General features: G+C 71.3%; 23 protein-coding genes. 10 read left to right on the top strand and 13 right to left on the bottom strand.

Going from position 1 to position 26,689, the window contains the following annotated elements; all coding sequences use genetic code 11:
* Positions 1–5: 5 nt before the first annotated feature.
* Positions 6–3,251, top strand: coding sequence for an efflux RND transporter permease subunit (locus tag P1V51_04895; protein ID MDF1562357.1), 3,246 nt, complete (start codon positions 6–8; stop codon positions 3,249–3,251).
* A gap of 8 nt (positions 3,252–3,259) precedes the next feature.
* Here P1V51_04895 and P1V51_04890 read toward each other — a convergent pair whose 3' ends face one another.
* The gene (locus P1V51_04890; GenBank protein MDF1562356.1) at positions 3,260–3,508 is read right to left on the bottom strand and encodes a YecH family protein; all 249 of its coding nucleotides are present in this window, start codon (positions 3,506–3,508) and stop codon (positions 3,260–3,262) included.
* A 47-nt stretch (positions 3,509–3,555) separates the two neighbouring features.
* Positions 3,556–3,981: an Rrf2 family transcriptional regulator gene (locus P1V51_04885; protein MDF1562355.1), complete on the bottom strand. Its 426-nt coding sequence runs from the start codon at positions 3,979–3,981 to the stop codon at positions 3,556–3,558.
* 122 nt (positions 3,982–4,103) lie between these two features.
* Between P1V51_04885 and P1V51_04880 the strand changes: the two genes are divergently transcribed.
* Both P1V51_04880 and P1V51_04875 read left to right on the top strand, forming a co-directional pair.
* The gene (locus P1V51_04880; GenBank protein MDF1562354.1) at positions 4,104–6,467 is read left to right on the top strand and encodes a nitric-oxide reductase large subunit; all 2,364 of its coding nucleotides are present in this window, start codon (positions 4,104–4,106) and stop codon (positions 6,465–6,467) included.
* 73 nt (positions 6,468–6,540) lie between these two features.
* Positions 6,541–7,461 carry a PAS domain-containing protein gene (locus P1V51_04875; GenBank protein MDF1562353.1) on the top strand — a complete coding sequence of 307 codons (921 nt, stop codon included), beginning with the start codon at positions 6,541–6,543 and terminating at the stop codon, positions 7,459–7,461.
* Here P1V51_04875 and P1V51_04870 read toward each other — a convergent pair.
* The 5 genes from P1V51_04870 to fadI are packed head-to-tail and all read right to left on the bottom strand — an operon-like array spanning position 7,458 to position 14,715.
* The gene (locus tag P1V51_04870) at positions 7,458–8,906 is read right to left on the bottom strand and encodes a hypothetical protein (protein MDF1562352.1); all 1,449 of its coding nucleotides are present in this window, start codon (positions 8,904–8,906) and stop codon (positions 7,458–7,460) included. The genes P1V51_04875 and P1V51_04870 overlap by 4 nt on opposite strands.
* Positions 8,906–10,153 (bottom strand): hypothetical protein, encoded by a 1,248-nt coding sequence (locus P1V51_04865; protein MDF1562351.1) that lies wholly within the window; start codon positions 10,151–10,153, stop codon positions 8,906–8,908. The genes P1V51_04870 and P1V51_04865 overlap by 1 nt, the downstream gene beginning before the upstream one ends.
* 55 nt (positions 10,154–10,208) lie before the next feature.
* On the bottom strand, positions 10,209–11,144 hold the full coding sequence (locus P1V51_04860; protein ID MDF1562350.1) for an NUDIX hydrolase: 936 nt from the start codon (positions 11,142–11,144) through the stop codon (positions 10,209–10,211).
* Positions 11,141–13,375: a fatty acid oxidation complex subunit alpha FadJ gene (gene fadJ / locus P1V51_04855; GenBank protein ID MDF1562349.1), complete on the bottom strand. Its 2,235-nt coding sequence runs from the start codon at positions 13,373–13,375 to the stop codon at positions 11,141–11,143. Before fadJ ends, P1V51_04860 begins: the two co-directional genes overlap by 4 nt.
* Before the next feature lie 32 nt (positions 13,376–13,407).
* Positions 13,408–14,715, bottom strand: coding sequence for an acetyl-CoA C-acyltransferase FadI (fadI, locus tag P1V51_04850; protein ID MDF1562348.1), 1,308 nt, complete (start codon positions 14,713–14,715; stop codon positions 13,408–13,410).
* Positions 14,716–14,908: 193 nt separating this feature from the next.
* On the opposite strand from fadI, the gene P1V51_04845 reads away from it, so the two are divergent.
* A complete protein-coding gene (locus tag P1V51_04845; GenBank protein MDF1562347.1) occupies positions 14,909–15,541 on the top strand; it encodes a response regulator transcription factor in 633 nt (210 codons plus the stop codon).
* A 122-nt stretch (positions 15,542–15,663) separates the two neighbouring features.
* Positions 15,664–16,251 (top strand): superoxide dismutase, encoded by a 588-nt coding sequence (locus P1V51_04840; protein MDF1562346.1) that lies wholly within the window; start codon positions 15,664–15,666, stop codon positions 16,249–16,251.
* Here the strand turns inward: P1V51_04840 and P1V51_04835 are convergent, their stop codons facing one another.
* The 3 genes from P1V51_04835 to P1V51_04825 form a co-directional block, all read right to left on the bottom strand.
* Positions 16,252–16,695: a hypothetical protein gene (locus P1V51_04835; GenBank protein MDF1562345.1), complete on the bottom strand. Its 444-nt coding sequence runs from the start codon at positions 16,693–16,695 to the stop codon at positions 16,252–16,254.
* Positions 16,692–17,957 (bottom strand): hypothetical protein, encoded by a 1,266-nt coding sequence (locus tag P1V51_04830; protein MDF1562344.1) that lies wholly within the window; start codon positions 17,955–17,957, stop codon positions 16,692–16,694. Before P1V51_04830 ends, P1V51_04835 begins: the two co-directional genes overlap by 4 nt.
* A gap of 62 nt (positions 17,958–18,019) precedes the next feature.
* Complete coding sequence (locus P1V51_04825) at positions 18,020–18,934, bottom strand: isoaspartyl peptidase/L-asparaginase (GenBank protein ID MDF1562343.1); 915 nt, start codon at positions 18,932–18,934, stop codon at positions 18,020–18,022.
* Positions 18,935–19,081: 147 nt separating this feature from the next.
* On the opposite strand from P1V51_04825, the gene P1V51_04820 reads away from it, so the two are divergent.
* Together P1V51_04820 and P1V51_04815 are read left to right on the top strand one after the other, a co-directional pair.
* Positions 19,082–20,515, top strand: a complete 1,434-nt coding sequence (locus tag P1V51_04820) for a hypothetical protein (protein ID MDF1562342.1) — start codon at positions 19,082–19,084, stop codon at positions 20,513–20,515.
* 35 nt (positions 20,516–20,550) lie between these two features.
* Positions 20,551–20,925 (top strand): YraN family protein, encoded by a 375-nt coding sequence (locus tag P1V51_04815; protein MDF1562341.1) that lies wholly within the window; start codon positions 20,551–20,553, stop codon positions 20,923–20,925.
* Positions 20,926–20,967: 42 nt separating this feature from the next.
* Here P1V51_04815 and P1V51_04810 read toward each other — a convergent pair whose 3' ends face one another.
* The 3 genes from P1V51_04810 to P1V51_04800 all read right to left on the bottom strand — a co-directional run bounded on the left by P1V51_04810 (position 20,968) and on the right by P1V51_04800 (position 24,561).
* Positions 20,968–21,801 (bottom strand): PilZ domain-containing protein, encoded by an 834-nt coding sequence (locus P1V51_04810; protein ID MDF1562340.1) that lies wholly within the window; start codon positions 21,799–21,801, stop codon positions 20,968–20,970.
* 33 nt (positions 21,802–21,834) lie between these two features.
* Complete coding sequence (locus P1V51_04805; protein MDF1562339.1) at positions 21,835–23,208, bottom strand: serine/threonine-protein kinase; 1,374 nt, start codon at positions 23,206–23,208, stop codon at positions 21,835–21,837.
* A gap of 96 nt (positions 23,209–23,304) precedes the next feature.
* Positions 23,305–24,561, bottom strand: coding sequence for a M48 family metallopeptidase (locus P1V51_04800; GenBank protein ID MDF1562338.1), 1,257 nt, complete (start codon positions 24,559–24,561; stop codon positions 23,305–23,307).
* Positions 24,562–24,629: 68 nt separating this feature from the next.
* Between P1V51_04800 and P1V51_04795 the strand changes: the two genes are divergently transcribed.
* The 3 genes from P1V51_04795 to P1V51_04785 all read left to right on the top strand — a co-directional run.
* A complete protein-coding gene (locus P1V51_04795; GenBank protein ID MDF1562337.1) occupies positions 24,630–25,505 on the top strand; it encodes an MBL fold metallo-hydrolase in 876 nt (291 codons plus the stop codon).
* Positions 25,502–26,413, top strand: coding sequence for an alpha/beta hydrolase (locus P1V51_04790; GenBank protein ID MDF1562336.1), 912 nt, complete (start codon positions 25,502–25,504; stop codon positions 26,411–26,413). Before P1V51_04795 ends, P1V51_04790 begins: the two co-directional genes overlap by 4 nt.
* Positions 26,414–26,502: 89 nt before the next feature.
* The coding region (locus P1V51_04785; GenBank protein ID MDF1562335.1) for a hypothetical protein at positions 26,503–26,689 on the top strand (187 nt) is incomplete at its 3' end.

Genomic DNA, 26,689 nt, shown 5'->3' with positions numbered 1-26,689 from the left:
CCGCGATGAACGCCTTCCGCACCCCCTCCACCGACTACCAGCAGGAGCTGGCGAAGAAGCCCGGCCCCCTGGCCTGGTTCGCGCACAACTCCGTCGCCGCCAACGTGATCATGTTGATCCTCCTGGTGGCCGGCATCTTCACCCTCTTCAACGTCCGGGAGGAGGTCTTCCCGGAGGTGCAGTTCCCGGTGGTGGTCGTCACCGTGCCCTACCCCGGGGCGAGCCCCGAGGAGGTCGAGGACGGCCTGGTCCTGGCGATCGAGGAGGCCATCCGCGACGTCGAGGGCATCAAGGAGGTCACCGGCAGCGCCCGGGAGGGCGTGGCGGTGGTCGCCGCCGAGCTCGAGGAGGGGGCCAACGAGGACCGGGGCCTGGCCGACATCAAGTCGGCGGTGGACCGGATCACCTCCTTCCCCGAGGACGCCGAGCGTCCGAACGTCTACCTCGCCACCAACCGCTCGCGGGTCGTCTCCATCGTCCTCTACGGGGATGTCGACACCCACGCCCTGCGCTCGGAGGCGGAGGAGCTGCGCTCCCTGCTGATCGGCGACGAGCGGGTCTCCTTCGTGGAGGTCACCGGCCTGCCGGCCCCCGAGATCGCCATCGAGGTCTCCCAGGACGACCTGCGCCGCTACGGCCTCTCCCTGGAGCAGGTCGCCCAGCGGATCCGGGCGGCTTCCATCGATCTGCCCGGCGGCGCCATCAAGACCGAGCGCGGGGAGATCCTCCTGCGCACCACCGAGAAGCGGCAGACCGGCGCCGAGTTCGAGTCGATCGTGCTGCTCGCCCGGCCCGATGGGACGCAGGTGACGGTCGGCGACATCGCCGCGGTGAAGGACGACTTCGTCGAGACCGACCAGGAGGCCTACTTCAACGGCAAGCGCGCCGCCATGCTCGACGTCTACCGGGTGGGCGAGGAGACCCCGCTGGACATCTCGGCGGCGGTCACCGAGTTCATCGAGAAGCAGAAGGAAGAGCTCCCGGGCGGCCTCACGATGGAGCTCTGGTCGGACTACTCCGAGATCTACCGGGACCGCATCGACCTGCTGATGCGCAACGCCGCCATCGGCCTGGTCCTGGTCCTGCTCACCCTCGGGGTCTTCCTCGAGATCCGCCTGGCCTTCTGGGTGACCCTCGGCATCCCGATCTCCTTCGTGGGCGCCTTCATCTTCCTGCCGGGCGTCGACGTCTCGATCAACATGCTCTCCCTCTTCGGCTTCATCGTCGTGCTGGGCATGGTGGTCGACGACGCGATCGTCGTGGGTGAGGCGGTCCACTACAACCGCCAGGCGGGCATGGGCCGCCTCGAGGCCGCCATCGCCGGTGTGCGGGAGATGGCGATCCCGATCACCTTCGCCGTTCTCACCACCATGATGGCCTTCGCGCCGATGCTCTTCGTGCCAGGCTTCGCCGGGAAGTTCTTCCGGAACATCCCCTGGGTGGTGATCGCGGTGCTCGCGATCTCGCTGCTCGAGGCCCTGATCATCCTGCCGGCGCACCTGGCCCACTCCAAGCCGCCCTCCGAGCGCGGCCTCCTGGGCTTCGTCCACCACCAGCAGCAGCGCTTCTCGCGCTTCGTGGAGTGGTTGATCGAGAAGACCTACGTGCCGGCCGTGCGCTGGGCCACCGATCGCCGCTACCTCGCTGGCGCGATCGGTGTGGCGATCCTGGTGGCCGGCGCCGGGATGGTCTCCGGCGGTCGCATCCACTTCGTCTTCATGCCCCGGATCGAGAGCGACCTGGCCGTCGCCATGGTCGAGCTGCCCATCGGCACCTCGACCGCCGACACCAAGGTGTTGCAGCGGCGCCTGGAGAGCTCTCTCCACGAGGCCCTCGACGAGCTCGACGGGAACGGCGCGGTCGAGGGGATCTTCTCCCAGAGCGGCGCGGCCACCATGTCGAACCGGGGCGGCCCCGCGGGCTCCCGCTCGAGCTCCGGCGGCCACATCGCCGAGGTGGCGGTCTCCCTGGTGCCGATCGACGAGCGCGACTTCGGCACCGAGAAGCTCAACCGCCTCTGGCGCAAGAAGCTCGGGGAGCTCCCCGGGGTCGAGGCCCTGAAGTTCAAGGGCAACACCGGCGGCTCGGGGCAGGCGCCCATCGCCTACGATCTCTCCCACCCCGACTCCGAGCGGCTGGAGCAGGCGGCGGTGAAGCTCGCGGCCAAGATCGCCACCTACCAGGGCGTCTTCGACATCGACGACGGGCTGGAGGCCGGCAAGGCGCAGCTCGACTTCGAGCTGAAGCCCGCCGCCCGCCGCATGGGCCTCACCGAGCTCGACGTGGCGCGGCAGCTACGCTCGACCTTCTTCGGGGCCGAGGCGGTCCGTCAGCAGCGCGGCCGGGACGAGGTGCGCACCTACGTCCGCTACCCGCGGGAGCTGCGCGAGACCGAGCACAGCCTGGAGACCTTCCTCCTGCGCACCCGCGAGGGCGGCGAGATCCCCCTGGATCAGGCCGTCTCCTTCGAGGAGGGCCGCGCCTACACCAGCATCCAGCGGCACGACTTCCAGCGGGTGGTGACCGTCACCTCGGATCTCGACTTCTCGGTGGGCAACGGCGACGAGATCGCGGGCGACCTCGAGGGTACCTTCCTGCCGACGCTCCTCGACGAGTACCCGGGCCTGACCTGGAAGAAGGGCGGCGAGCGGCGGCACCAGGCCGAGGCGATGGGGGGGCTGGTGAGCCTCTTCGTCATCGCCCTGGTGGCGATCTTCGCGCTGCTGGCCATCGCGTTCCGCTCCTACGTCCAGCCGGTGCTGATCATGGCGGCCATCCCCTTCGGCTTCGTCGGGGCGCTCGCCGGTCACCTCCTGATGGGCTTCGACCTCTCGATGATCTCGGTGATGGGCATCGTCGCCCTCTCCGGCATCGTGGTGAACGACTCCCTGGTGCTCATCGTGGCCGTGAACGGCTACCGCGAGCGCGAGGGCCTCACGCCCCTGGAGGCCGTCCGCCTGGCGGGGGCCCGGCGCTTCCGGCCGATCATCCTCACCTCGCTGACCACCTTCTTCGGCCTGATGCCGATGATCTTCGAGACCAGCGTGCAGGCCCGCTTCCTGATCCCGATGGCGATCTCCCTGGGCTTCGGGGTGCTCTTCGCCACGGTGATCACCCTGATCCTGCTGCCGGCCTTCTACATGATCCTCGACGACGCCGCCCGGGTGCTCGGCGGAGCCTGGCGGTGGCTCTGGAGCGATCACGAGGAGCCCGCCGAGCCCGAGGTCGGGCCGGAGACCGTGACGGAGTAGGCGTCAGCCTAGTGGTTGCAGATGCGGTGGCCGGCGACCACGTAGCCGCCGCCCTGCTGCACGATCTTTCCCTTCCGGAAGAACATCGCCAGCAGGGTGGGCACGTCGAGGCCCTCCCGCGAGCAGGTGTGGAAGCGGGCGTCCGCGCCGAACGCGCTCGTCACGCGCTCGAGGATCTGCTCGGGCGTCATCGGCGCCTCCGCCTCGAGGAGCAGGTGCAGGACGTCGTGACCGTGGCGGCTCGCGGGTGCTTCCATGGCCGGCAAGATGCCAGATCGGCCCCCGTGCTGTCAGCCTCGGGCCTTCAGTCCTCCTTCATGCCGAAGGCAGAGGGGAGATCCTTCTGCCGCTGCAGATCGGCGATCGTGGTCGAGGCGAAGGCCGCCTGGATCTGGGCGATGGCGTCGTCGAGGTGGCGGTGGAGGGGGCAGAGCTCCTCGCAGTGGCTCTCCAGCTCCAGGGGGCAGCTCTCGATCCTCCGGATGGGATCCACCGCGTCGATGACATCGAGGGTGCGCAGCGACTCCGGGGAGGTCGCGAGCTTGAAGCCCCCGTGCTTGCCCCGCTGGGAGGAGACGACGCCGTGGCGGGTGAGGGCCTGGAGCACCTTGGAGAGGTAGTCCGCCGGCACCTGGGTGCCCGAGGCGATCTGGCGGGTGGTCTGGGTTCCGTTGGCGGCGAGCCAGACGACGGAGCGCAGGGCGTACTCGGCGGTTTGGGAGATCAACACAGCCTTCCCTGACTATCCTATCTGGACCTTGACATCCAGATAGTGGGGATCTATTCAGGCAGCGAATCAATCAGGACAAATAAGTCCACATATCTTCTTTCGCTTTCTGGAGGACTACCCCGATGACTACCCGCAGGCTGTGGATCGCACTGACGACCGTCGTGATCGCGTCCTTCTCGGTGCTCGGCTACTTCGGCACCGAGATCTACCGGCTGGCGCCGCCGATCCCGGAGAGGGTGGTCGCCGAGGACGGGAGGCTCCTCATCGAGGCCCAGCAGATCCGGGACGGGCAGAACGTCTGGCAGTCGATGGGCGGCCAGGAGGTCGGCTCGATCTGGGGTCACGGGGCCTACGTCGCGCCGGACTGGTCGGCCGACTGGCTCCACCGCGAGGCGCTGTGGCTCCTGGAGCGCTGGGCGAAGGCCGCGGAGGGCAAGTCCTACGAGGCGCTCGGCGCCGAGCAGCAGGCCGCCCTGCGCAGCCGGCTCCAGGCGGAGCTGCGACCCAACCGCTACGACGAGCAGAGCGAGACCCTCACCCTCTCCCTGGAGCGCGCCGAGGCCTTCGAGGCGCTCTCGCGCTACTACGGGGCCATCTTCGGAGATGCCGAGACCTTCCCGGCGGACGTGGCCTGGCTCGCCGACGGCGGCATGAGCCCCGTCGAGCTGCGCAACGCCTACGCCATCCCCAGCGCCAGCGTCCCCGACGCCGGGCGCCGGGCGCTGATGACCCGCTTCTTCTTCTGGACGGCCTGGTCCACGGTCACCGAGCGCACCCCCGGCAGCGTCAGCTACACCAACGACTGGCCGCCCGAGCCCCTGGTCGACAACCGGCCGGGCTCCTCGATCGTGCTGTGGTCGGTGGTGAGCTTCTTCTTCCTGCTGGCCGGCGTCGGCGTCCTGGTCTTCGTGTATGCGCGCAACCGCAGCCGGGAGGAGGAGGAGGAGAAGCCCGAGACCCCGAGCAGCGATCCCTTCCGCGACCTGGAGCAGACCCCCTCCATGCGGGCGACGCTCAAGTACTTCTGGGTCGTGGGGGCCCTGATCCTGGTGCAGATCGGCCTGGGGATCGTCACGGCGCACTACGGAGTCGAGGGTGACGGGCTCTACGGCATCGACCTGGCCTCGGTGCTGCCCTACAGCGTCACTCGCACCTGGCACACCCAGCTGGCCGTCTTCTGGATCGCCACGACCTGGCTGGCGGCGGGCCTCTTCATCGCGCCGGCCGTGGGCGGGGGCGAGCCGAAGTTCCAGCGCCTCGGGGTGAACTTCCTCTTCGTGTCCCTCCTGATCATCGTGGTCGGCTCGATGTTCGGGACCTGGTACGGCACCCGGCAGCAGATGGGGCTGGAGGCCAACTTCTGGTTCGGCCACCAGGGCTACGAGTACGTCGACCTCGGCCGCTTCTGGCAGCTCTACCTGTTGATCGGCCTCTTCCTCTGGGCCGGGCTGGTGGTGCGGGCCCTGTGGCCGGCGCTGCGCAAGGCCGGGGAGAACCGCTCGCTCCTGACCATGCTGATGCTCTCCGCCGGCGCCATCGGCCTCTTCTACTCGGCGGGCATCATGTGGGGCCGCCAGACGCACCTCGCCATCGCCGAGTACTGGCGCTGGTGGGTGGTGCACCTCTGGGTCGAGGGCTTCTTCGAGGTCTTCGCCACGGTCGTCGTCGCCTTCCTCTTCTCTCGCCTCGGCCTGGTCCGGGTCCGCAGCGCGACCCTCGCGGTGCTCTTCTCGAGCGCCATCTTCCTCACCGGCGGCATCATCGGCACCTTCCACCACCTCTACTTCACCGGGACCCCCACCGCGGTCCTCGCCCTGGGGGCCGTCTTCAGCGCCCTGGAGATCGTGCCGCTGGTCCTGGTGGGCTTCGAGGCCTGGGACACCTACCGGCACACCCAGGTCCGGCCCTGGGTGGAGGCCTACCGCTGGCCCATCCTCTTCTTCGTGGGCGTCGCCTTCTGGAACTTCGTCGGCGCGGGCCTCTTCGGCTTCCTGATCAACCCCCCGATCGCCCTCTATTACGTGCAGGGCCTCAACACGACCGCGGTGCACGGGCACACGGCGCTCTTCGGGGTCTACGGCCTGCTCGGCATCGGCCTGATGCTCTTCACCCTGCGCGCCATGACCGCCAGGCGCCGCTGGAACCCGGCCGCTCTGCGCCTCGCCTTCTGGTCGCTCAACGGCGGCCTGGTCCTGATGGTGGTCCTGAGCCTGCTGCCGATCGGGCTCCTGCAGGCCTGGGCCAGCCTGGAGGCGGGCCTGTGGTTCGCCCGCTCGGCCGAGTTCCTCCAGGCCGAGGGGATGGCGACCCTGCGCTGGCTGCGGGCGGTCGGGGACGTCGTCTTCACCGTGGGGGTGGTGGCCATCGGCTACTTCCTCGTGGGCTTGAAGACCGGCTGGTCCTATCTTCCCGAGGAGAAGGGGCTCGAAGGTGAGGGGATCACCGGGGAAGCCGCCGAGTTGCACGAGACGGACCGCGCGGCCTAGGCTGCCCCTCCTTTCCCATCACCCAACCCTCCAGGGGAGTATCCGGATGTCAGCTGATTGGTCGAGCCTGTTGATGGAAGATCACGAGACCTTCGAGAAGGTCTTCGACGCGGTCGCGCAGGCCCTCGCCGCCGAGGAGCCGCCTGCGCCGGCGCTGATCGGCAACCTCCAGAAGTTCTTCGTCGAGTACCTCGACGGCTGCCACAACAAGAAGGAGGAGGAGCACCTCTTCCCCCTCATCGAGCAGCGCGGCGTGCCGCGCCAGGGCGGCCCCCTCGCCGTCATGCTCATGGAGCACGAGCAGAGCAAGGCGCTGCTGGCCGAGTTCCAGAAGGCCGCCGGCGCCTACGCCGGGGGTGACGCGAGCGCGCTGCCCGAGGTGAAGCGGGTCTTCGGCGCCTACTCCGAGCTGCTCAAGGCGCACTTCTGGAAGGAGAACGACATCCTCTACCCGATGGCCCGCCGGGTGATGAGCGACGAGGACGGCCAGACCGTCGTCGACGGCATCACCGCCACCGAGGCCGCCCTCGGGGAGGACACCCACGAGCGCTACTACGCCCTGGCCGACCAGATCATCGGCGGCAGCCTGAAGAACCTCGTCTACGGGGTGCCCTACGAGCTGCTCGGGCCGATGCTCGACACCCTGCCGCTGGAGCTCTCCTTCGTGGATGCCGAGGACACCGTCCTCTATTACAGCCACGAGAACTCGGAGAAGATCTTCCCCCGGACCCGGGGCGCCATCGGGACCAAGGTGCAGAACTGCCACCCGCCCGACAGCATCGACATCGTCAACCGGATCCTCGACGAGTTCCGGGCCGGCACCCGCGAGGTCGCCGAGTTCTGGATCGAGATGGGCGGCAAGTTCATCCACATCCGCTACTGGCCGGTGCGGGGCCCCGAGGGCGAGTACCTCGGCTGCCTCGAGGCCGTGCAGGACGTGACCGGGATCCGCGCGCTCACCGGCCAGCGCCGCATCCTGGACGAGAACGGCTAGCGGGGCGTCGTCCTCCGGAAGGTGCCCTCGGGCACCTCCGGGCAGCCGGGGATCAGGCACTGCTCGTCGGGATCGATCCGCCCGGGCACGGTCAGCGGCGTGTAGCTCGGCTGGTTGAAGGCGAGGTGCAGGTGGTGGTGGTGGTGGTAGTACCAGCCCCGTCCCTCGTTGATCATCTCGTAGGTCATCGGGAAGCCGGCGCTGCAGGTGGCCGACGGGAGCCAGCCCTCGGCGCAGAGCTGCTCGAGCGCGTTCTCCAGGATCTGGCCCGCCTGGCCGTCCGCCCCGATCACCCGCACCGCGGGGTGCTCGGAGAGGGCGCCGATGAAGAGGGCGCTGCGCCAGGGATCGAGGAGGTGCGGTAGCGCTGTGCAGTGGTAGGCCCAGCCGCCGCTGCTCGTGGTGTCCTCGCAGATCGGCCGCAGGTGGTTGTCGACCGTCCCGCGCTGGAAGTAGGCGATGTCGATGTTGAAGCCGTCGGTGTGGGTGCCCTCCGGGTGCCCCGGGCTGTTGTCCCGGGTGCCCGGGATGGAGCCGTCGACCTCGCTCATGTCGCCGAGGCCGATGGCGCCCCCGTTGCCGGCGCCGCAGGAGCCCGGGGTGCAGGAGGGCTCGGCGCACTCGCCGGCCTGGCAGGTCTGGCCGGCGGGGCAGGTGGCGTCGTCCGAGCAGCCCGGCCAGCAGAGCTCGCCCTGGCACGCGTAGCCCGGCCGGCAGTCGCTGTTGCTGGCGCAGTCGTCGATGCAGACCATCTGGCCGGCGTCGATGCAGGTCGAGCCCTGCGGGCAGCTGCCCTCGGTGCAGCCGAAGAGCAGGCAGGCCCCGCCGGGCCAGCCGGTCGGCCCGGAGGCGCCGACCTCCGGGTAGCAGGTCGCGCCCCCGTCGCAGTCGGCGTCCGTGGTGCAGGCCGCGCCGACCTCCCCGGGCTGGAGGGGGTCGGTGCAGAGCTGGCCGCAGGCGGCGTCGCAGTCGGTGCCGCTGTCGAACATGCAGGAGCCGTCGCTGTCGCAGCTGCCGGCGCAGGCGAAGCTGGTGCAGTCGGGCCAGCAGATCTGCAGCTCGGTGCCCGAGAGGCCCCAGCAGCGGGAGCCCGAGGGGCACTCGGCGGTGGAGCCTCCGGCGCTGCAGGTGGCGGAGGCCTCGTTCATGCAGACGCCCGTGAGGCAGAGGCCCGGGTGGGTGGCGTCGCCCTGGCAGTCGGTGTCGCACTGGCAGGCGCCGCCCGGGGGCACCGCGCCGGAGGTGCCGCCGTCGAGGCCGCCGTCGAGGCCGGTGCCCGCATCGGGGCCGCCATCGGCGCCGCCGTCCGCTCCGCCGTCGAGGCCGGCGTCGGCGCCGGCGTCCGAGCGGCCGTCGGAGTCGTCGGGGGAGGGGCAGCCGGCGGCGAGGAGGCCGAGGGCCAGCAGGAGAGCGGGGGCGAGGCGGTGGCGCGGGGTCCGGTTCATCAGCGGCAGACCTTTCCGCCGCCGGTCTTTCCGTAGAGCCGGCCGTCGAAGTAGTAGCCGTCGCTGCCGGCCTTCGCCTGGTAGGGGATCACCCGGGTGTTCCCGTTCGGGTAGGTGACGAAGATCTTCCCGGCCGCCGCGCCGCCCTCGGAGCGCCAGCGGGCACGGGAGCTCTGGGGGGCGCCGACGACGGAGAAGTCGCCGCCCACCGAGCCGCCGCCCCAGTAGCTCGACTGGGAGGAGTCGGCGAAGGTGCCGTCGGGGCAGAGGGCCAGCGAGGCCTCGGTGCCGCCGCCGCCGCCGGTGAAGGCGCCGACCGAGGTGAAGCTGTACCACTCGCCGGCGAGGATCCGGGCGCCCGGCGCCACCTTGGGCTGGAAGAAGGTCACCGAGCGCGCCATGGCGTCGACGCGCTTTCGCAGGCTGGCGAAGTGCTCGGGGGAGGTCGTGCCGATGATCGCCACCGTGCCCCGGGGACCGGAGACCCCGGCGGCCCTCACCTTCAGGTTGGCGCCGTCGTTGCTCACCACCGGCAGCTCGACCACCAGGCTCCGGCCCGCCGGCAGCTTGCCGGTCTGGAAGGCCGGCACCTCGCCGCGCAGGCCCACCTCCAGCAGATCGGAGGCGAGCCCCTGGCGCAGCGCCTCGGGGTCCCGCTCCTCGGTGGCCTGTACGACGATCATGCCCGCCTCGCTCGCGTGGCCGAGCACCAGCATCCCGTCCTGCTCCTTGCCGTTCCAGCCCGGCGGCAGCTTCAGTCCCCAGCCCTGGTACTCGTGGCGGTAGGCCTGGCCCCCGGCCTTCGGGCCCTTCGCCGAGAGGGCGGGGCCGCTTCCCGCCGAGGGCGCCGGTGCCGGCGCCGCGCTCGGCGTGGCCGCCCCCGTCCGCACCGTGGGGGCAGAGGCGGGGGCGGGCGCCGCGCCGCCCTGGCGCCGATAGACGCCGATGGTGGGGTCGCCCTCGAGCTGGAAGTGCAGGTCGCCGCCCTTCAGGGTGGCGGTGAAGGGCGCCGAGTCGCCCCAGGGCAGGACGACCTTGCCCCGGAGCTGCTGGCCGTCGACCTTGCCGGAGAGCTGGCCTTGCATGCCGCCGACGAGGACCTGGCCGCTCACCTGCGCCCCCTGCTGCTTCAGCACCAGCCGCTCGTTGCCCTCCCCGAGGAAGGTGCCGGAGAAGGGGCTCTGGGCGAGCGCCGCGGCCGGCAGGAGGAGGAGCAGACAGACAAGGAGCAGCCTGGGAGCCTTCATGCCCGGGAACCTACTGCGGGCGGGTGGCGCCGTCAGTCCCCGGTGGGTCCGGCGCTCAGCGGCGGTCGAGGCTGCGCCAGCGGCCCTCGGCCATGACGATCCGCGAGCCGCCGAAGGCGCCCGAGGCGTCGGCGCGCTGACCGGCGCCGAGGTAGTCCTCGCCCTCGGCGTCGGCGTAGGCGGCGTCCCAGGGCAGCAGCACCCCGACCCCGTCCTCGGTCTGGGCGACCTTGGGGAGGATGGCGGCGATCGAGGCGGCGCGGGCCCCCGCGAAGGCCGCCGGCAGATCGGCGAAGCCCCGGAGCCACTCCACCGTGCGCAGGGTGGGGGGCGGCAGGATCATCTCCCCGGCGGCGACCGCGGCGAGGGCGGCCTCCGGAGAGAGCCAGTCGCCGGCGACCGTCTCCGCCTCGTCGACCCGCGCCTCCTGGCCGGCGGGCAGCCGGGCGAGGAAGAAGCGGGCGTCGAAGCGGCGCCGCTCCAGGGAGGGCGTCACCCAGTGGGCGAAGTAGCAGAGGGACGAGAGGTCGAGGCGCAGGCCCCGCGCGTCCAGGAGGGGGCCGAAGGCGGTGGCGTCGTCGTGGACCCGCCCCCGGGCCGCCTCGAGCTCGCCGTCGAGGGAGACCGGGGCGCCCCCGGCGTCGACGGCCAGGAGCACGCCGGCCTCCTCGAAGAGCTCGCGCGCCGCCGCGACGATCGCCCCGAGGGCGTCGCCCTCCTCGAGGGGCCGGCCCGGGGTGGGCTCGAGGCGGGCGAGGAGGGCAGGCAGGTCGCCGTGGACCCGCGCGCGCCAGGCCTCGTCGCCGTCACAGGCGTCGGTCTTCCCGCCGGGGAAGACGTGGGCGCCGCCCATGAAGTCGGAGCCGTGGGCCCGCTTCACGAGGAAGACCTCCAGCCCGGCGCTCGCCGGGCGCAGGAGGACGGTGGTGGCCGCCAGGCGGGGGAGATGATCCGTCTGGCGGCCGGTCGCTTCGGACCAGAGGGGGGTCACGCCCGGAACTTCTTACCCGACTTGGCGTGATCGACCAGGATCTGGGCCGGCTTGAAGCGCTCACCGAACTTCTCGGCGAAGCCCTCGAGGCGGGCGACGACCTTGTCGGCGCCGACGTGATCCACGTAGCTGAAGGGGCCGCCGGTGAAGGGCGGGAAGCCCAGGCCGAAGATGGCCCCGATGTCGCCGTCGCGCGGGCTGCGCAGGATGTCCTCCTGCAGGCAGAGCGCCGCCTCGTTGACGAACTGCAGGCCGAGCCGCTGCTGGATCTCCTCCTTGGGGAAGCTCTTGCGGTCGGCGGTCTGGCCGAAGACCTCGTAGACGCTCTCGTCCACGCCGCCCTTCTTGCCGTTCTCGTCGTAGAGGTAGAAGCCCTTCTTGTTCTTCCGGCCGGCGCGGCCGTCGGCGATCAGCGCGTCCATCGTGCCCGGCGGCTTCACCCGGTCGCCGAAGGCGGAGACCATGATCTTGCCGACCTTGGCGGCCACGTCGAGGCCGACCTCGTCGAGGAGCACGATCGGCCCGACCGGGAAGCCCCAGTCCTTCATGGCGCTGTCCACCGCCTCGATGGCCGCGCCCTCGGCGAGCACCCAGGCCGCCTCGTTGGCGTAGGGGCCCAGGATGCGGCTGGTGTAGAAGCCGGTGCCGTCACGCACGACGATGACCGTCTTGCCCTGCTGGCGGCCGACCTCGACGCAGGTGGCCGTCACCCAGTCGGCGGTGTGCTCGGTGACGATGATCTCGAGCAGGGGCATCTTCTCGACCGGCGAGAAGTAGTGCATGCCGATGACGGTCTCGGGGTGGGCCGACGCCCGGGCGATGTCGGTGATGGGCAGGGAGGAGGTGTTCGAGGCGAAGATGCAGTCCTCGGAGGCGACCTCCTCGACGGCCTGCAGGACCTTGTGCTTCAGCTCGAGGTCCTCGAAGACCGCCTCGATGACCAGGGGGATCCGCTCGAAGCCGGAGTAGTCGAGGCTGCCGGAGACCATGTGCATGATCTTGCTGGCGTCCTGCTTCGTCCGGCGGCGGCGCTTCACGTCCTGGGAGAGGATCTTCTCGACGTAGCTCATGCCGCGGGCGATGCCCGGGCCGTCGATCTCCTTGATGCGCACCGGGGTGCCGGCCTTGATCGCGCTCACCGCCGCGATGCCGCCGCCCATGAGGCCGCCGCCCAGCACGCCGATGCGATCGATGGGCCGCGCCTCGACGCTGGGATCGTCGGTGCCGTTGTCCTTCTTCAGCTCCTGGGTGGCGAAGAAGATCGAGATCAGGGCCCGGGACTCGGGGGAGACCGCCAGCTCACCGAAGCGCTCGGCCTCGGCGCGGTAGCCCGCCTCGAGCCCCTCGTCGAGGCCGATCTTGATCACGTCGAGGGCCGCCTCGGGGGCCGGGTAGTTGCCCCGGGTCTTCTTGAGCAGCATCTCCCGGGCCTTCTTGAAGAGGACCTTGCGGCCCACGGAGTTCTCCTCCAGGGCCAGCTGCTGCAGGTGCTCGGCGTCGGCCCACTCGGTGACCAGCTCCTTGAGGCGAGCGAGGCCGCGCTTCGGGTGCTTGCCGCCCTTCTTCAGGGCCTCGAGGGCCCGCTTCTTGGCCACGTCGATGAGGATGGCGCGGGGCACCACCTCGTCGACCAGGCCCAGGCGCAGGGCCTTCTTCGGCCGCAGGTGCTTGCCGGTCATGATCAGGTCGAGGGCCTTGGCCACGCCGATCAGCCGGGGCAGGCGCTGGGTGCCGCCGGCGCCGGGGATCAGGCCGGCCTGGACCTCGGGCAGCCCCAGGACGGTCTTCTTCTCGTCGTCGGAGCAGATCCGCTGCTGGCAGGCCAGGGCCAGCTCCAGGCCGCCGCCGAGGCAGGGGCCGTGGATGGCCGCCACGACGGGCTTGCCCTTCTTGGCGTGCAGCTCCTCGAGCTTGGCGAGGCCCTGCTGGAGCTCTCTGGACCCCTCGGCGGCCTTCGCCGCCGAGCTGAACTCCTTCATCATCGCGAGGTCGGCGCCGGCCACGAAGTTGTCCGGCTTGGCCGAGCCGAGGACGACGGCCTTGATGGCGCCGTCGCTGTGCAGTCTCTCCAGGATGGCCTCGAGGTCGGTGGCCAGGGCCCGGGAGATGGTGTTCATGCGCTCGTCCTTCACGTCGATCAGGACGATGGCGACGCCGTGCTCGTCGACCTCGAAGTGGAAGTGGGTGAGCTTCAGGCCGGCATCCGAGGTGTTCGCGGTAGCGGTAGCCATGGGGTTCTCCTTTATGGTTCCGAGCCTGTGGGTCAGCGAGAGAGGATGACGGCCGCGCCCATACCACCGGCGGCACACTGGGTGATGAGGGCATGGCCGCCGCCGCGCCGGGAGAGCTCGCGGGACATCGTGAGCAGCTGGCGGGTGCCGGTGGCGGCGAAGGGGTGGCCGATGCTGATCGAGCCGCCGTAGATGTTGAGCTTCTCCTCGGGGACCTCACCGACGGGCTTGCTGCGGTTCAGGCGCTCCTGGGCGAAGGTCTTCGAGCCGAGGGCCTGGATGTTCGAGAGCACCTGGGCCGCGAAGGCCTCGTGCATGTCGATCAGGTCCATGTCCTCGAGGGTCAGGCCCGCCTTGTCCAGCGCCATCGGGGCGGCGAAGGCCGGGCCCTGCAGGAGCTGCCAGCCCGGATCGATGGCAGCGAAGGCCCAGGCATCGAGGAAGGCCAGGGGCTCGTAGCCCAGGGCCTTGGCCTTCTCCTCCGACATGAGGATGACCGCCGACGCGCCGTCGGTCAGGGGCGAGGCGGTGCCCGCGGTGACCGTGCCGTGCTTGCGATCGAAGACGGGCTTGAGGGAGGAGAGCTTCTCCAGGGTGGTGTCGGGGCGGACCATGTTGTCCTTCTCGACGACCTCCTTGTACTTGGGGCCGACCGGGAAGGGCATGACCTCCTCGGCGAAGAGGCCCTTCTCCCAGCCCTCGGCGGCCTTCTGGTGGGAGCGCAGCGCGAAGCGATCCTGCTCGTCCCGGGGGATGCCGTTCTCCTTCGCCATGATCTCGGCGCACTGGCCCATGGTCTTGCCGGTGGAGAACTCGGCGATGGCGGGGGGCTGGGGCAGCAGGTCCTTGGCGCGCACGTCGCCGAAGGCCCGGAGCTTGCTCATCGGGTCCTTGGCGCTGTTGGCCTTCATCAGGGCCTGGACGAAGCGGTCCCGGTAGGTGATCGGGGGCTTGGAGAGGGAGTCGGCGCCGCCGGCGATCACCACGTCGGCCTCACCGAGGAGGATGCTCTGGGCGCCGGAGACCACCGCCTGGGTGGAGGTGGCGCAGGCCCGCACCACCGAGTAGGCCTCGATCTCCTTGGGCAGGCCCGCGCCCAGGACGATCTCCCGGGCGATGTTCGGGGTCGGGATGGCCGGGACCACCTGCCCGTAGACCACGTGGTCGATCTCCTTGCCGGAGAGACCGCTGCGCGCCATCAGCTCGGCCACCACCCGCAGGGCGAGGTCGAGAGTCGTCAGGTCGTTGTAGACGGTGCTGGACTTCGCAAAGGGGCTGCGCAGGCCCGCGACGATGGCGACGCGGCGGCCGGCGGAGGCGCTCTTCTTCTTGGTGGCCATGGGTTTCTCCTGAAGTTGGGAAGGCAGGGACTCCCCGACTGAGTAGTCACCGTGACGCACCGTGTCAACGCGTTGACCGATGAATCGATCAGTTCGGGCTGAATGCGTTCAGATGCCGTAAAGGACTCCCGGCGCTATACTCGATGCGAAGCCACGCCCTTCGCGTCCGGCTTCGATTTTCCGGGGGACAGATATGCAGGCTCGGGTTCTGGTCGCTGACGGCCAGCACGTGGTTCGTGAGGGTATGGTGAGGCTCCTGGCCTCTCTGGGTGGAGTGCTCTCCGTGGAGGGGGTGGCCACCGGAGAGGAGGCGCTCGAGCGCCTCGGGGAGGAGGACGTCGACCTACTGGTGCTCGACCTCCACCTCGCCGGCGCGCTGCAGGGGGTGGATCTGATCCGGGAGTCCCGTGGCCGGTGGCCGATGCTGCCGGTGGTGGTGCTCTGCTCGGATCACCGCCGCCCCATGGTCGAGGCGGCGGTGCGGGCCGGCGCGCTGGCGTACGTGAGCAAGGGCTCACCGCTCTCGGAGCTCGAGGCCGGGATCGTCGCCGCGATGGATCACCGCCACTTCCTGGCGCAGGCGATCGCCGATGGCGCACCGACGGGCAACGGCGAGGAGGCGGCCAGCGCGCTGCGGCGCCTCTCCCGGCGGGAGCGCGAGGTGCTGGTCCTGATCGCTCGGGGCTCCACCACCAAGGAGGTCGCCAGCGACCTGGGCATCAGCCCCAAGACGGTGGAGAAGCACCGCGCCAAGCTCTCGACCAAGCTGGTGGCGCGCAACATCGCGGATCTCACGCGCTTCGCGATGGAGTCCGGGCTGATCTGATCGCGCTGGTCGCTGAGAGCTGAGGCCCTGCCGCCGCTGGCGTCGGTTTGCCTCCGCGCGCCTGCGGATCTACCCCTATTACCGATTCACTCCCCAAACTTCCGATCGAAAAGGAGCCAGCCATGGCCTTCGAGCTTCCCCCCCTCCGCTACGCCAACGACGCCCTCGCCCCGCAGATCAGCGCCGAGACCATCGAGTACCACTACGGCAAGCATCACACCGCCTACGTGAACAACCTCAACAAGCTGACCGAGGGCAAGCCCGAGGCCGAGAAGAGCCTCGAGGAGCTCATCAAGACCTCCGACGGCGGCGTCTTCAACAACGCGGCCCAGGTCTGGAACCACACCTTCTACTGGAACAGCATGAAGCCCGGCGGCGGCGGCGCCCCCGAGGGTGAGCTCGCGGCGGCCATCGACAAGGACTTCGGCTCCTTCGACGCCTTCAAGGAGGCCTTCAAGACCGCGGGCCTCGGCCAGTTCGGCTCCGGCTGGGTCTGGCTGGTCCTCGACGGCGACACCCTGAAGGTCGTGAAGACCCCCAACGCCGGCAACCCGCTGACCGACGGCCAGACCCCGATCCTCACCGCGGATGTCTGGGAGCACGCCTACTACATCGACCACCGGAACAACCGGGGCGCCCACCTGGACGCCTTCCTGAACGACCTGGTCGACTGGGGCTTCGCCGCCGAGAACTACGCCGCCGCGAAGTAGCTAGCGCCGCTCGGCCCTCGGCGACGGCTCCGGTTGGAAGCTGTCGTCGAGGTCGTCGAAGAGCAGGTGAGCCCGGGGCGTCGCCCCGGGCTCGAGCGAGGTGACCTCGAGCAGGAGCAGGTCCTTCGCCGGGTCACCGTCGAGGTTCGCCTGGGCGATCGCCAGGAAGGACCCGGGTCCCGAGGGGCGGGAGAGGAGGAAGCTCCAGGGGGCGCCCGGCAGGGTCAGCCCCAGCTTCCCCAGGCTCGCCTCGTAGTCCCCCCCCTCCTGCCCGGCGGCCTGCTGGGCCCGCCAGATCCGGTCGAGGGCGAGCGTGGCCTCGCGCCGCGACGCCTTCGCCTGGTGGGCGGCGTAGCGAGGCAGGGCCAGGGCGAGGAGCACGCCGGCCAGGCCGAGCACCAGGCAGAGGTCGATCACGCTCAGGCCTCGGAGACGGTTGCTCATCGCAGGTAGGCCACCTTCCCTCCGCGCACGAGCAGGTAGAGCTCGCCCTGGTGGGTCACCACGGCGGTGCCGATCTGCAGCTGGGCGTCGAGCTCGCCGGCCAGCGCCTCGGCGGAGGCGCGGCGCTCCCGGCGCGACTGCCCGGTCCAGGCCGCGGCGTCGAGGGTGCCCGCGAGGAGCTGATGACCGCCGGGGCCGACGAGCCGCGCCTCCTTCAGGAGGGTCGAGAGCCCCTGGGTCCGGGCCGGCTCGAGGGGGCGCTCGAGGGTGCGGTGGGGGCGATCGAGGAGGAGGGCCGTGAGGCCCAGCAGGAGGATGACGAGGGCGGCGCCGCGGACGATCCAGCGGCGCCGGAGCGCCGGGCGGGCGGCGCGGGCGAAGGCCTGCGCTCCCTCCAGCCGCGCCCGCTCGCGGGCCCGGGCGAAGTGCTCCTCGACCGAGGCCTGGGTGCCCAGCTCGCCGACGGTCTTCCCCTCCTTCGCGCGCCGCTCGAGGTGGCGCCGGACGAGGTCGTCGAGGACGAGGTTGAGCTTCACGAGCTCGTGGAGCAGGGCCGGATCGAGGAGGTCGGCGCCCAGCGAGACCTTCAGGCCGTGCAGCTCGGTGTAGACGGTGCCTCCGAAGAGCTCCTCCAGGGTCTGGTGCTCTGCGATGCGCCGGCGGGCCGCCCGGAGGAACTCGAGGGCGGCGTCCCGCCGATCGGTGCCCGGCAGGCTGCGCTGGGCCAGGTCCTCGAGCAGCGCCAGGATCTCGGCGCGCGGCCGGAGCTCCCGCCGCCCGTCCCTCCCCGGGCGGGAGCAGCAGCGGGTGACGAGGAGCTCGAGCCGGGCCAGGGTCGCGGGGCGGCCCTCGAGGTGCGCGGCGAGGAAGGAGAGGTAGGCGAGCACCGCCGACTCGGGGAACTGCTCGAGCTCGACCTCCCGCAAGGCGCCGGTGGGGATGGAGTCATCGAGGGCGAGGAAGCGCTCCTCGAGGCGCGTCAGGCGGGACTCGATCGAGCGCAGCACGGGCTCGTCCGGGATCGCCCCGGAGAGGCGCAGGCCCTCGACCTCCCGGGACACCGCGGTGGCGGCGTGGTGGATCGTCTCCACCGGCTCCTGCTCCGGCGCCACGGTACGCAACACCTCGCTGCCCCGGAGGAGGGCCTCCACCCGCAGGAGCAGGCCGCGGTAGAGCTTCGCCAGCGGGGCGCGGGTCTGGGCTCCGCCTGCGTCCCGCAGCGCGAGGGTGGTGCCGGTCCGGCTCTTGTGCTCGGTGCTCATGGTTCGAACGGTGGGGCCTGGAGTTCGAGAATAGTCACCCGGAGGCGAACGCCCAATCCCCCCTACTCGAAGCCCGAGCCCTCGCTCTCGTTCTCGCCGATGATCCAGGCCCGGCTCATGCGCCGCGTGTTGTAGGCGAAGCCCAGGTGGCCGTGGCGATCGACGAGGATGATGCCGCCCTCGCCGCCGATCCGGGCCAGTTCGTCCACCGCGGCCTGGGCAGCGCGGGTGGCGTGGTCTCCGGCCTCGTCCCCCGTGCGACGCTCGCGCTCGAGGTGCTCGAGGGCCATCAGGGCGCGCTGGGCCATGAGCACCCGGAGGATGGACTCCCCGGCCCCGGTGGCGGCGGCGGCGCCGCTGCGATCGTCGGCGTAGGCGCCGCTGCCGGGCAGGGGCGTGTCGCCCACCCGCCCCGGGAGCTTGCCGCTGATCCCCCCGGTGGAGGTCGCCGCCGCGACGTGGCCCTCGAGGTCGATGGCCACGGCCCCGACGGTGCCCGGGATGCGGGGCCACCCCGCCTCCCGCTCGCCGTGCCAGCGCTTGAGCACGCCGGTGGGGACCATCTCGGCCTCGGGGAGCCGGTGGAAGCCCTGCTCCCGGGCGAAGCGCGCGGCGCCCTCGGCGGCGTAGAGGGCGTGGGGGCCGCTCTCGAGGGCGGCGCGGGCCACCAGGACGGGGTTCTTGAAGGAGGTGAGGCCGATGACCCCGCCGACGGCGAGGTCCTCGCCGTTCATCACCATGGCGTCGAGCTCGAGCCTCCCCTCGGCGGTGAGGGCCGCCCCGGTCCCGGCGTTGAACTGGGGGTCGTCCTCGAGGACGACCACCGCGGCCTGGGCGGCGTCGAGGGCCCGGCCGCCCTCGAGGAGGATCCGGTGCCCGGCCCGGGCCGCCTTCAGGCAGCCCTCGGCGCAGGCCGCGGCGCGGTCGGTGTCGAGGATCTGGCCGGCGCCGCCGTGGACGAGGATGGCAACCTTCATGACCGAGAAGCTATCAGCTTTGGCTGCGAGCTTTGAGCTGCGAGCTACGAGCAAGAGGGGCATCGAGGTGTGCCCCGGATCCCCGAGATCTGGTTCACCGAGCAGGGCGATGGTTGCTCGCAGCTCGTAGCTCACAGCTCGCAGCCGATGAGGTACGCTCCGACCGTGACCGGGGCGACGAAATCGAGATGGGGGCCGGGCGCGGCGCTCGTCTCCGCAGCGCTCCTGCTCCTGGGCGCCGGTGCGGCGCCGGAGGCCGAGCCCGAGCCGATCCCCTGGAAGGCCGCTTGCGAGCCCAAGACCCCCTGCCGCGTCACCATCGCCGGTGAGCAGGTCCTGGTGACCGGCCGCGGTGAGCTGCGCTGCGCCGAGAAGGGGCAGACCCTCGGCTGCCTCTTCAGCAGCCGCGACGGCCGCAGCCACGAGGCCTGGTTCGTCGGCCTCGCCGACCGCTCGGTGCACCCCATCCGCGTCGACCCCGGCCACGCCCTCCTGGCGGAGCCGGTCTGGGATCCCGACGGGCTGCGCCTCATGCTCCGGCGCCCGGACGGCTCCCTGACCACCCGCACCCTGGTGCCGCCCCAGGTGCAGCCCCGCCGGGCCGGGGCGCAGGGCTGGGCGGCGCAGCTGGGCGACGCCGAGAGCGAGCCGGGGCCCGTCCGCCTGGCCCTCGGCCCCGGCGGGTGGCTGATCACCGGGGCGGGGCAGCGCTTCCGGAGCGCCGACGGCGAGCCGGCCGCGGCGGTGCCGGCCCTCGCGGGGCTGAAGGCGGGCATCGGCCTCGGGGCCCTGGAGGTCCTCGCCGGGGGAGACCTCCTCCTGGCCGGCGAGCTCGCGCCGGGCAGCGAGGGCCTGGCGGGCGCGCCGCCGCCGCGGGTGGTCGGAGGCGAGCGGGGCGGGCGTGACCTCTTCCTCGCCCGGCTCTCCCCGGAGGGCAGCCTGCGCTGGCTGCGCACCTGGGGCAGCGCCGGGGACGATCGCCTGCGCTCCCTGCAGCGGGAGGAGGGGGAGGTCTTCCTCCTCGCCGGGCGCTACGAGGGGCTGGTGGACCTCGATCCCGGGGAAGGGACGAGCCTGGCGAACGCCGCGCCGGACGAGACCCTGACCAGCCGCTTCGACGGCGAGGGCCGCCTCCTCCCGGCGCCCTCCCCGGAGGCGGGCCCCGACCCGGCCGCCGGCGAGGGGCCAGCCGCCTGTCCGATGGGTGAGGTGCTGCCCGGCCAGGTGCTGCCCGGCCAGGTGCCAGCCGATTGTCAGGCGACCTGCGTGCTGCGGGCGGGGGAGGGCCCCATGCCCCGGACGACGCGGCGCGCCGACCTGCGGGTCGACGGGGACGCCTCCTCGCACTGGCTCGGCTGCTTCCACGGCGAGCGGGCCCACTGGCTGATCGTGCTGCCGGTGGGGATCGTGCTCGAGGACGCGGCCCGGGAGGGCGACCGCCTCTGCCTGGGCGGACAGGCGAAGGGCGGGCCTCACGACCTGGCGGCGGCCCCGACCCAGAGCCTCTGGGTCGGCGATCCCGAGCTCGAGTCGGTGGCCTTCGTCGCCTGCCTCCCGCTCTCGGCCACCCTCGCGCCCTGAGGCCCCCTGGCACCGCTCTCGCAGAGGCGAGGCGCATGGGACTGGACGCGAGTGAGCGGCGCCACCTCGGCCACGCGGTGGAGGCCTGGGTCGCCCGGCAGCTGGAGGCCCGCGGCTGGCGGATCCTCGAGCGGAACTTCACCGTCCGGGGCGGTGAGATCGATCTCGTCGCCGAGCGGGAGGGGGTGCGGGCCTACGTGGAGGTGCGCAGCCGCAGCCGCGGAGATCGCGGCCCGGCCGAGGCCACCATCGATCGCCGCAAGATCCAGCGGATCGTCCTGGCGGCCCGCCACCACCTGGCGCGCCACGGCGACGGAGGCTGCGACCTGCGCTTCGACGTGGTGGCGGTGGTGCTGGAGGACGGACGGCCGCGGCAGCTCGAGCACCTGGAGGACGCCTTCCGCCCGTGACGCGGACCGGAGGTCCGGGGGCCGGACCTCGTCCGACCTGAATCAGTCCTCCAGGCTGTTGAGGGCGGCCGAGATCTCGGCGTCGCCCGGCGCGAGCTGGAGGGCCAGGGCCAGGAGGGTGCGGGCCTTGCGCTTGTCGTTCATCTGCAGGGACTGGAGGGCCTGCTGGTAGTAGCTCTGGGCCTGGGCGTTGCGGGCCTGGGTCTGCTTGCGGGAGGCGCCGCTGATGAACATCGGGCCCTGCGGGGCCCGGCCGCCGACCCGGCGCCGCGCCTTCTTGATCCCGTGGCCCTCGATCAGGGTGAGGATGCCCTTGGTCAGGAGGGAGAAGGGGGCGTAGGAGATGATCTGGAACTCGAGGTCGGGCATCTGCCCCTTGATGTCCTCGAGCGTGGAGTGGCCGTCGACGCAGGCGAGGAACTGCCGCTCCTCGTTGGTGAGCACCGGGCTCGAGGGGGCGGAGCGGGCGACGTAGAGGATGGTGTCCATCGGCAGGGGCTTGCTCGCCGCGCGGAAGCGGGTCGCCGTCGCCACGTCGGCCACCGCCAGGCGATCGACCAGGTCGTGGAGGATCTCCAGGCGCTCGGCTCGGCGCTCGAGGAAGGCCACCCCGATCCCGTGAGGGCCGAGGCCGGCGCTGCGGACCCAGCGCACCTGCGCCTCGAGCACGCACTCCTGCCCGAACTCCTCGTCGATGACGGTGACCTCGATGTCCTGCCCCGGGGAGAAGTCCTGGGAGGTCTGGATGAAGGTCCCCCCGTTCGAGAGGGAGAGGCTCCGGGCGTCCCACTCGAAGTGGTAGTCGGAGACTCGCAGGGGGATGGAGCACTCCATCCGGGGGAACTGGCGGCGATCGGAGAGGGTGGGCTTGTGCACGAGCGTCTCGCTGCGGTGGGGTCTCTGTGGTTCTTACGCCTCGGCGTCGGCCGCGGCCTCGGACTCCTCCGGGGCCTCCTCCTCGGCCTTGCCGTTCTTGGCCTCGGAGTCCCCCTTCTTCTTGCCGCCGGCCCGCTGGCCGGCCGCCTTCTTCTTGGCGCCCCCGGCCTCCTTGGCCTCGTCCCCCTGGGCGGCCTCGGCCGGCGCGCTGCCGCGCAGCAGGAGGTCGCCCGGCTTCCCGAAGCCGTCGAAGGCCGCGTAGAAGTCGGCGAGCACCGCGTCCACGTCGGCGTAGCGATCCTCGGGGCGGTCCTGGGTGAGCTTGTCGAAGAGGTCGTCGAGCTTCTTCGAGACGCCCTTCTTCGCCTCGGAGGGCAGGGGGGCGCGGCGGCCCGGCGCCCGGCCGATCAGCAGCTCGTAGAGGAGCATGCCGGCGGCGTAGATGTCGGTGGCGGGGGAGAGCTCGGCGCCGAGCTCCATCTGCTCGGGGGCGAGGTAGGCCATCCCGCCGGTGCCGAGGAAGACCCGCGGCATCGACTGGCCCTTGGCGTCCTCGGCCGAGATCAGGGTGGAGATGCCGAAGTCGCCGACCCGGGCGTTGTCCAGCTCGTCGAGGAGCACGTTCTCGGGCTTGAGCCCGCGGTGCAGGATCCCCGCGTCGTGGGCGGCCTTCAGGGCGTAGAGCACCTGCAGGAACCAGCGCAGGGCCTCCTCCTCGGGCAGGCCCTCGGGGTTCTCCTCGAGGCGCTGGCGCAGGGAGGAGGGGCAGATCTCCATCACGTAGTAGGGGTGGGCGACCTCGATCTCGAGGTCGAAGATCCGCAGCACGGTGGGGTGGTGGAGGGCCGCCTGGGCCCGCACCGCCACGTCCAGGCGAGAGGCGACGGTCTGGCGCTTGAGGAAGGAGAAGTAGTCGAAGAGATCCTTGATCTCCTTGATGGCCACGTCGATGCCGAGCTTGCCGTGCTTGCCCCGCAGGACCGTGCCCAGGGCGCCGGAGCCCAGCTCGTCGTAGCGCACGTAGCGCAGGTCGCTGGCGGCGGTCAGCGCCACCCGGGTCTCGTTGCCCCGGTCGTCGTCGGTGTTGACGATGACCTTGGGCTCCTGCACCCGGTGCTCGAAGTAGTCGCCGATCTCCAGGGTGAAGCGCTCGATGTCGAGCCCCTCGACGATGCGGGAGCCGTCCGTGGTCAGGCCGAGGGTGTGCTCCTGCCGGTTGAGGGTGATGTAGTTGAACTTCTTGAGGAACTTCAGGTAGTCCGCGAAGTCGAGGGTCACGGCCCCCTCGAGGGCGGTCCGGACGTCCCCCATGTGGTTCGAGTCACCCTCGGCCGCGTTGCGGGCCAGGTGCTGCAAGATGAAGCGAGCCTCTCCCGAGAGGACCTCTGTCGTGACTGGCGTGTCCATGCCTCAACCCCTTCGTTCCTTCCCTGGAGACCAGGGAGCCATGCCTTCGACCAAAGACCGATTTTGACCCGCGAGCGGGGACTCGATCAACCGCTGCTAGCTGTCAAAGCCGAAGGAGGGGCGGCGCTGGGCCGCGCGCGCCTGCAGGTAGCCCGAGAGCACCTCGTAGAGGATCTCGTCGGCGGCCTTCTTGGGGATCTCCAGGGCCTCGGCCACCTCGCGCATGAAGTCCTTCTCGCCCTCGGGGAGGTGACCGTCCACGCCGACGATGTGGCAGAGCTGGCGGTAGATGCCGAAGCGCTCCTCGCCGGCGTTCTCGCGGAACCAGCCGGCGGCGACCTCGAAGCGGGCCCGCGCCTCCTCGGCGCTGTGGATCGCCTGCACCTCGGCCTCGGGGTTGGCGCAGAGGGGCAGTAGGAGGTGGATGAGCAGCTCGGATTGGTCCTGGGTCACCGGGTTGCCGTCGGCGTGGGCGGCGAGCAGGCCGCCCGAGAGCAGCAGGTCCCGGGCGTTCACGTCGAGGGGCTCGCTGGCCTCGAACTCCATCAGGCGGGCCACCTCTCCCACCGAGGTGTCGACGGCGTGGAGGTCCTCCAGGTGGATCCCGTCGGCCTCCCCGAAGAGCTGCAGGGCCCGCACCCGCACCGGGGTGACGGGGTGGGAGAAGCTCGCGAGCATCTCCTTGCGCTTCATCTTCTGGAGGGCCTCGAGCTGGCCGAGGAAGGCCTCGATGTCGAAGCGCAGGTGCTCGGGGCCCAGCCCCGAGGCCATCTTGAAGAAGGCCGAGACGATGGGCTCGAGGCGCCCCTCGGCGGCGGCGAAGCCCGCCCGGTCGGCGGAGAGCTCGGCCAGGCGATCCCAGCTCCCCAGGCGCCGGCGCAGGAGCGCGGGGAGGCGGGACTCGCCGGTGGGCTCCTCTCCCACGGCGACGTCGAGCAGCCGCGCCCGGTAGTGCCGGTAGGCCAGGTGCCCGAGCTCGTGGCCGAGGACGAAGCGCAGCTCGTCGTCGCTCATCGCCTTCACCAGGCCGCTGGTCAGGGAGATGGCGTGGGGATCGCCCTCGTGCACGGTGTGGAGGGCGAAGGCGTTGATCTCGGCGTCCGGCTGCACGAAGAGGTCGATGGGCTCCGCGAACTCGAGGCGCTCGCGCACCTCGGCCATCAGCGGGACCAGCCGCGGGGCCAGGAGCGGGGTCAGCCGCAGCTGGGTGGAGAGCACCAGCTCGTAGTGGGGCCCGGCGCCACCCGCCTCGATGAAGTGATCGAGGATCTCGTCGAGGCCGAAGCGATCGAAGAGGGTGTCGAGGAGCTGGGCCTCGGGCTCGAAGCGGATGTGGGAGAGGAGATCGCTCACCCCTGAGAGGTTAGAGGGGGGTGGCGCTGGTGAGCAAGCGCGGTCTCTTGGGTTACACTCCGGCCCGCATGAACGCGAAGAGCCTCTACTCGGTCGAAGGAAACCGGCAGCGCCTCGACGGCGGTGCCATGTTCGGAAACGCCCCCCGGGCCGTCTGGAGCCAGTGGATCGCGCCGGACGAGCAGGGGAGGATCCCGCTCGCCTGCCGGGCGCTCCTCTGCGTGGAGGAGAGCGGCCGGACGATCCTCTTCGAGACCGGGGTGGGCGCCTTCTTCGAGCCCCGCCTGCGCGACCGCTTCGGCGTCACCGAGGAGGCGCACGTCCTCCTGGAGAACCTGGCCGCCCTCGGTCACCCCCACGAGAGCATCGACGTGGTGGTGCTCTCCCACCTGCACTTCGATCACGCCGGCGGGCTGCTGGCGAAGCACGAGCAGGGCCGCGAGCCGAGCCTCCTCTTCCCGCGGGCGAGCTTCGTCATCGGCCGCGAGGCCTGGGAGCGGGCGCGGGCGCCGCACCTGCGGGATCGGGCCTCGTTCATCCCCGAGCTCCCCGCGCTCCTCGAGGAGAGCGGGCGCCTCTCCCTCGTCGACGGCGAGGCGAGCGAGCTCCTCGGCCGGGGCTACCGGCTGACCTTCTCCCTGGGGCACACCCCGGGGCTGATGCTCACCGAGGTGCCCACCGCGGACGGCCCCCTCTGCTTCGCCGGCGACCTCATCCCCGGCGCCCCCTGGGTGCACCTGCCGATCACCATGGGCTACGACCGCTTCCCCGAGCGGCTGATCGAGGAGAAGCAGGCCCTGCTGGAGCGCCTGCTGGAGCGGGAGGGTCGGCTCTTCTTCACCCACGATCCCGAGGTGGCGGTGGGCACCGTCACCCGCGACGAGCGCGGCCGCTTCTCGGTGAAGGACACCGCCGGCGAGCTGCGGGTGGAGGCGAGCGCTTGAGCCAGACCCTCGAGCGGCTGCGGGTGGAGGGGAGCGACGGTGCGGGCCTCTCGGTGATCCTGCGCACCCCCGGGCAGGGGGACGCCGCGCTGCCCACCGTGATCTTCACCAACGGCTTCGCCTGCCCCACCTTCTACTGGGACGCCCTCCACGATCGCCTCGGCGGGAGGGCGCGGCTGGTGACCTGGGACTTCAAAGGCCACGGCGAGTCGGAGCCCGCCCGCTCCGAGGCCACGGCCACCATCCCCGAGGCCGCCGCGGACCTTGGCCGGGTGATGGACGCGGTGGGCGTCGACGCCGGGCACCCGGCGATCCTCGCCTCCTTCTCGGTCGGCTGCCAGGTGAACCTCGAGGCCTGGCGCACCCTCTCGGATCGGATCGCCGGCTACGCCCTCCTGCTGGGCACCTACGAGCACCCCTTCCGCAGCCTCGTCCACCCCCTCTTCGGCGCGCAGCTCGAGCGCCTCCTCGGGGTGGTGCAGCCGGGCCTCGCCGGCCCCCTCCTGCGGACGACGGCGCGCATCTCGAAGACCGGGGCCGGGCACCGCCTCAACCGCCTGGCGAAGTTCGTCGGGTCCGGCGCCACCCGCGAGGTGATGGACCCCTTCTACGATCACCTCGCCACGCTCGATCCGGCCAGCGCCCTCTGGATGGCGCGCTCGGCGGCGCGACATACGGCGAGCGATCTCCTGCCGCGCATCGACGTGCCCACCCTGGTGATCGCCGGCGGCCACGACCGCTTCACGCCGCCGGCCATCGGGAAGAGCATGGCCGAGGCGATCCCGGGCGCCGAGTGGACCTTCCTCCCCGACGCCACCCACACCGGCCTGCTCGACCTCGCCGAGCCCATCGCCGGGCGCACCCTCGCCTTCCTCGATCGGCACCACCTCCTCGACCGGCGCGGCTGACGCAGCACGTCATTTCGTTCGCTGTTTTCGGGGTTCTCGCTTCGCATCGCTTCGGAGTATGAAGCGGCCGATCGAAAGGGAGGGACTCCATGGCCACGAAGAAGGTCGCGAAGAAGGCTGCCAAGAAGGCGGCGAAGAAGGTCACCAGGAAGGCGACGAAGAAGACCGCGAAGAAGGCGGTGAAGAAGGTCGCCAAGAAGGCGGCCAAGAAGGTCGCCAAGAAGAAGGCGGCCAAGAAGGTCGCCAAGAAGAAGGCGGCCAAGAAGGTCGCCAAGA

The organism is Deltaproteobacteria bacterium (assembly GCA_029210625.1).
Lineage (GTDB): Bacteria > Myxococcota > Myxococcia > SLRQ01 > SLRQ01 > JARGFU01.
This window is presented reverse-complemented; position numbering and strand designations above follow the sequence as displayed.

Bases quoted from the DNA above. Each gene is read 5' to 3' on its own strand.
- P1V51_04895 (MDF1562357.1), top strand. From the start codon at position 6: ATGAACGCCTTCCGCACCCCCTCCACCGACTACCAGCAGGAGCTGGCG.
- P1V51_04890 (MDF1562356.1), bottom strand. From the start codon at position 3,508: ATGGAAGCACCCGCGAGCCGCCACGGTCACGACGTCCTGCACCTGCTC.
- P1V51_04880 (MDF1562354.1), top strand. From the start codon at position 4,104: ATGACTACCCGCAGGCTGTGGATCGCACTGACGACCGTCGTGATCGCG.
- P1V51_04875 (MDF1562353.1), top strand. From the start codon at position 6,541: ATGGAAGATCACGAGACCTTCGAGAAGGTCTTCGACGCGGTCGCGCAG.
- P1V51_04870 (MDF1562352.1), bottom strand. From the start codon at position 8,906: ATGAACCGGACCCCGCGCCACCGCCTCGCCCCCGCTCTCCTGCTGGCC.
- P1V51_04865 (MDF1562351.1), bottom strand. From the start codon at position 10,153: ATGAAGGCTCCCAGGCTGCTCCTTGTCTGTCTGCTCCTCCTCCTGCCG.
- fadJ (MDF1562349.1), bottom strand. From the start codon at position 13,375: ATGGCTACCGCTACCGCGAACACCTCGGATGCCGGCCTGAAGCTCACC.
- fadI (MDF1562348.1), bottom strand. From the start codon at position 14,715: ATGGCCACCAAGAAGAAGAGCGCCTCCGCCGGCCGCCGCGTCGCCATC.
- P1V51_04845 (MDF1562347.1), top strand. From the start codon at position 14,909: ATGCAGGCTCGGGTTCTGGTCGCTGACGGCCAGCACGTGGTTCGTGAG.
- P1V51_04840 (MDF1562346.1), top strand. From the start codon at position 15,664: ATGGCCTTCGAGCTTCCCCCCCTCCGCTACGCCAACGACGCCCTCGCC.
- P1V51_04835 (MDF1562345.1), bottom strand. From the start codon at position 16,695: ATGAGCAACCGTCTCCGAGGCCTGAGCGTGATCGACCTCTGCCTGGTG.
- P1V51_04830 (MDF1562344.1), bottom strand. From the start codon at position 17,957: ATGAGCACCGAGCACAAGAGCCGGACCGGCACCACCCTCGCGCTGCGG.
- P1V51_04825 (MDF1562343.1), bottom strand. From the start codon at position 18,934: ATGAAGGTTGCCATCCTCGTCCACGGCGGCGCCGGCCAGATCCTCGAC.
- P1V51_04820 (MDF1562342.1), top strand. From the start codon at position 19,082: ATGAGGTACGCTCCGACCGTGACCGGGGCGACGAAATCGAGATGGGGG.
- P1V51_04815 (MDF1562341.1), top strand. From the start codon at position 20,551: ATGGGACTGGACGCGAGTGAGCGGCGCCACCTCGGCCACGCGGTGGAG.
- P1V51_04805 (MDF1562339.1), bottom strand. From the start codon at position 23,208: ATGGACACGCCAGTCACGACAGAGGTCCTCTCGGGAGAGGCTCGCTTC.
- P1V51_04795 (MDF1562337.1), top strand. From the start codon at position 24,630: ATGAACGCGAAGAGCCTCTACTCGGTCGAAGGAAACCGGCAGCGCCTC.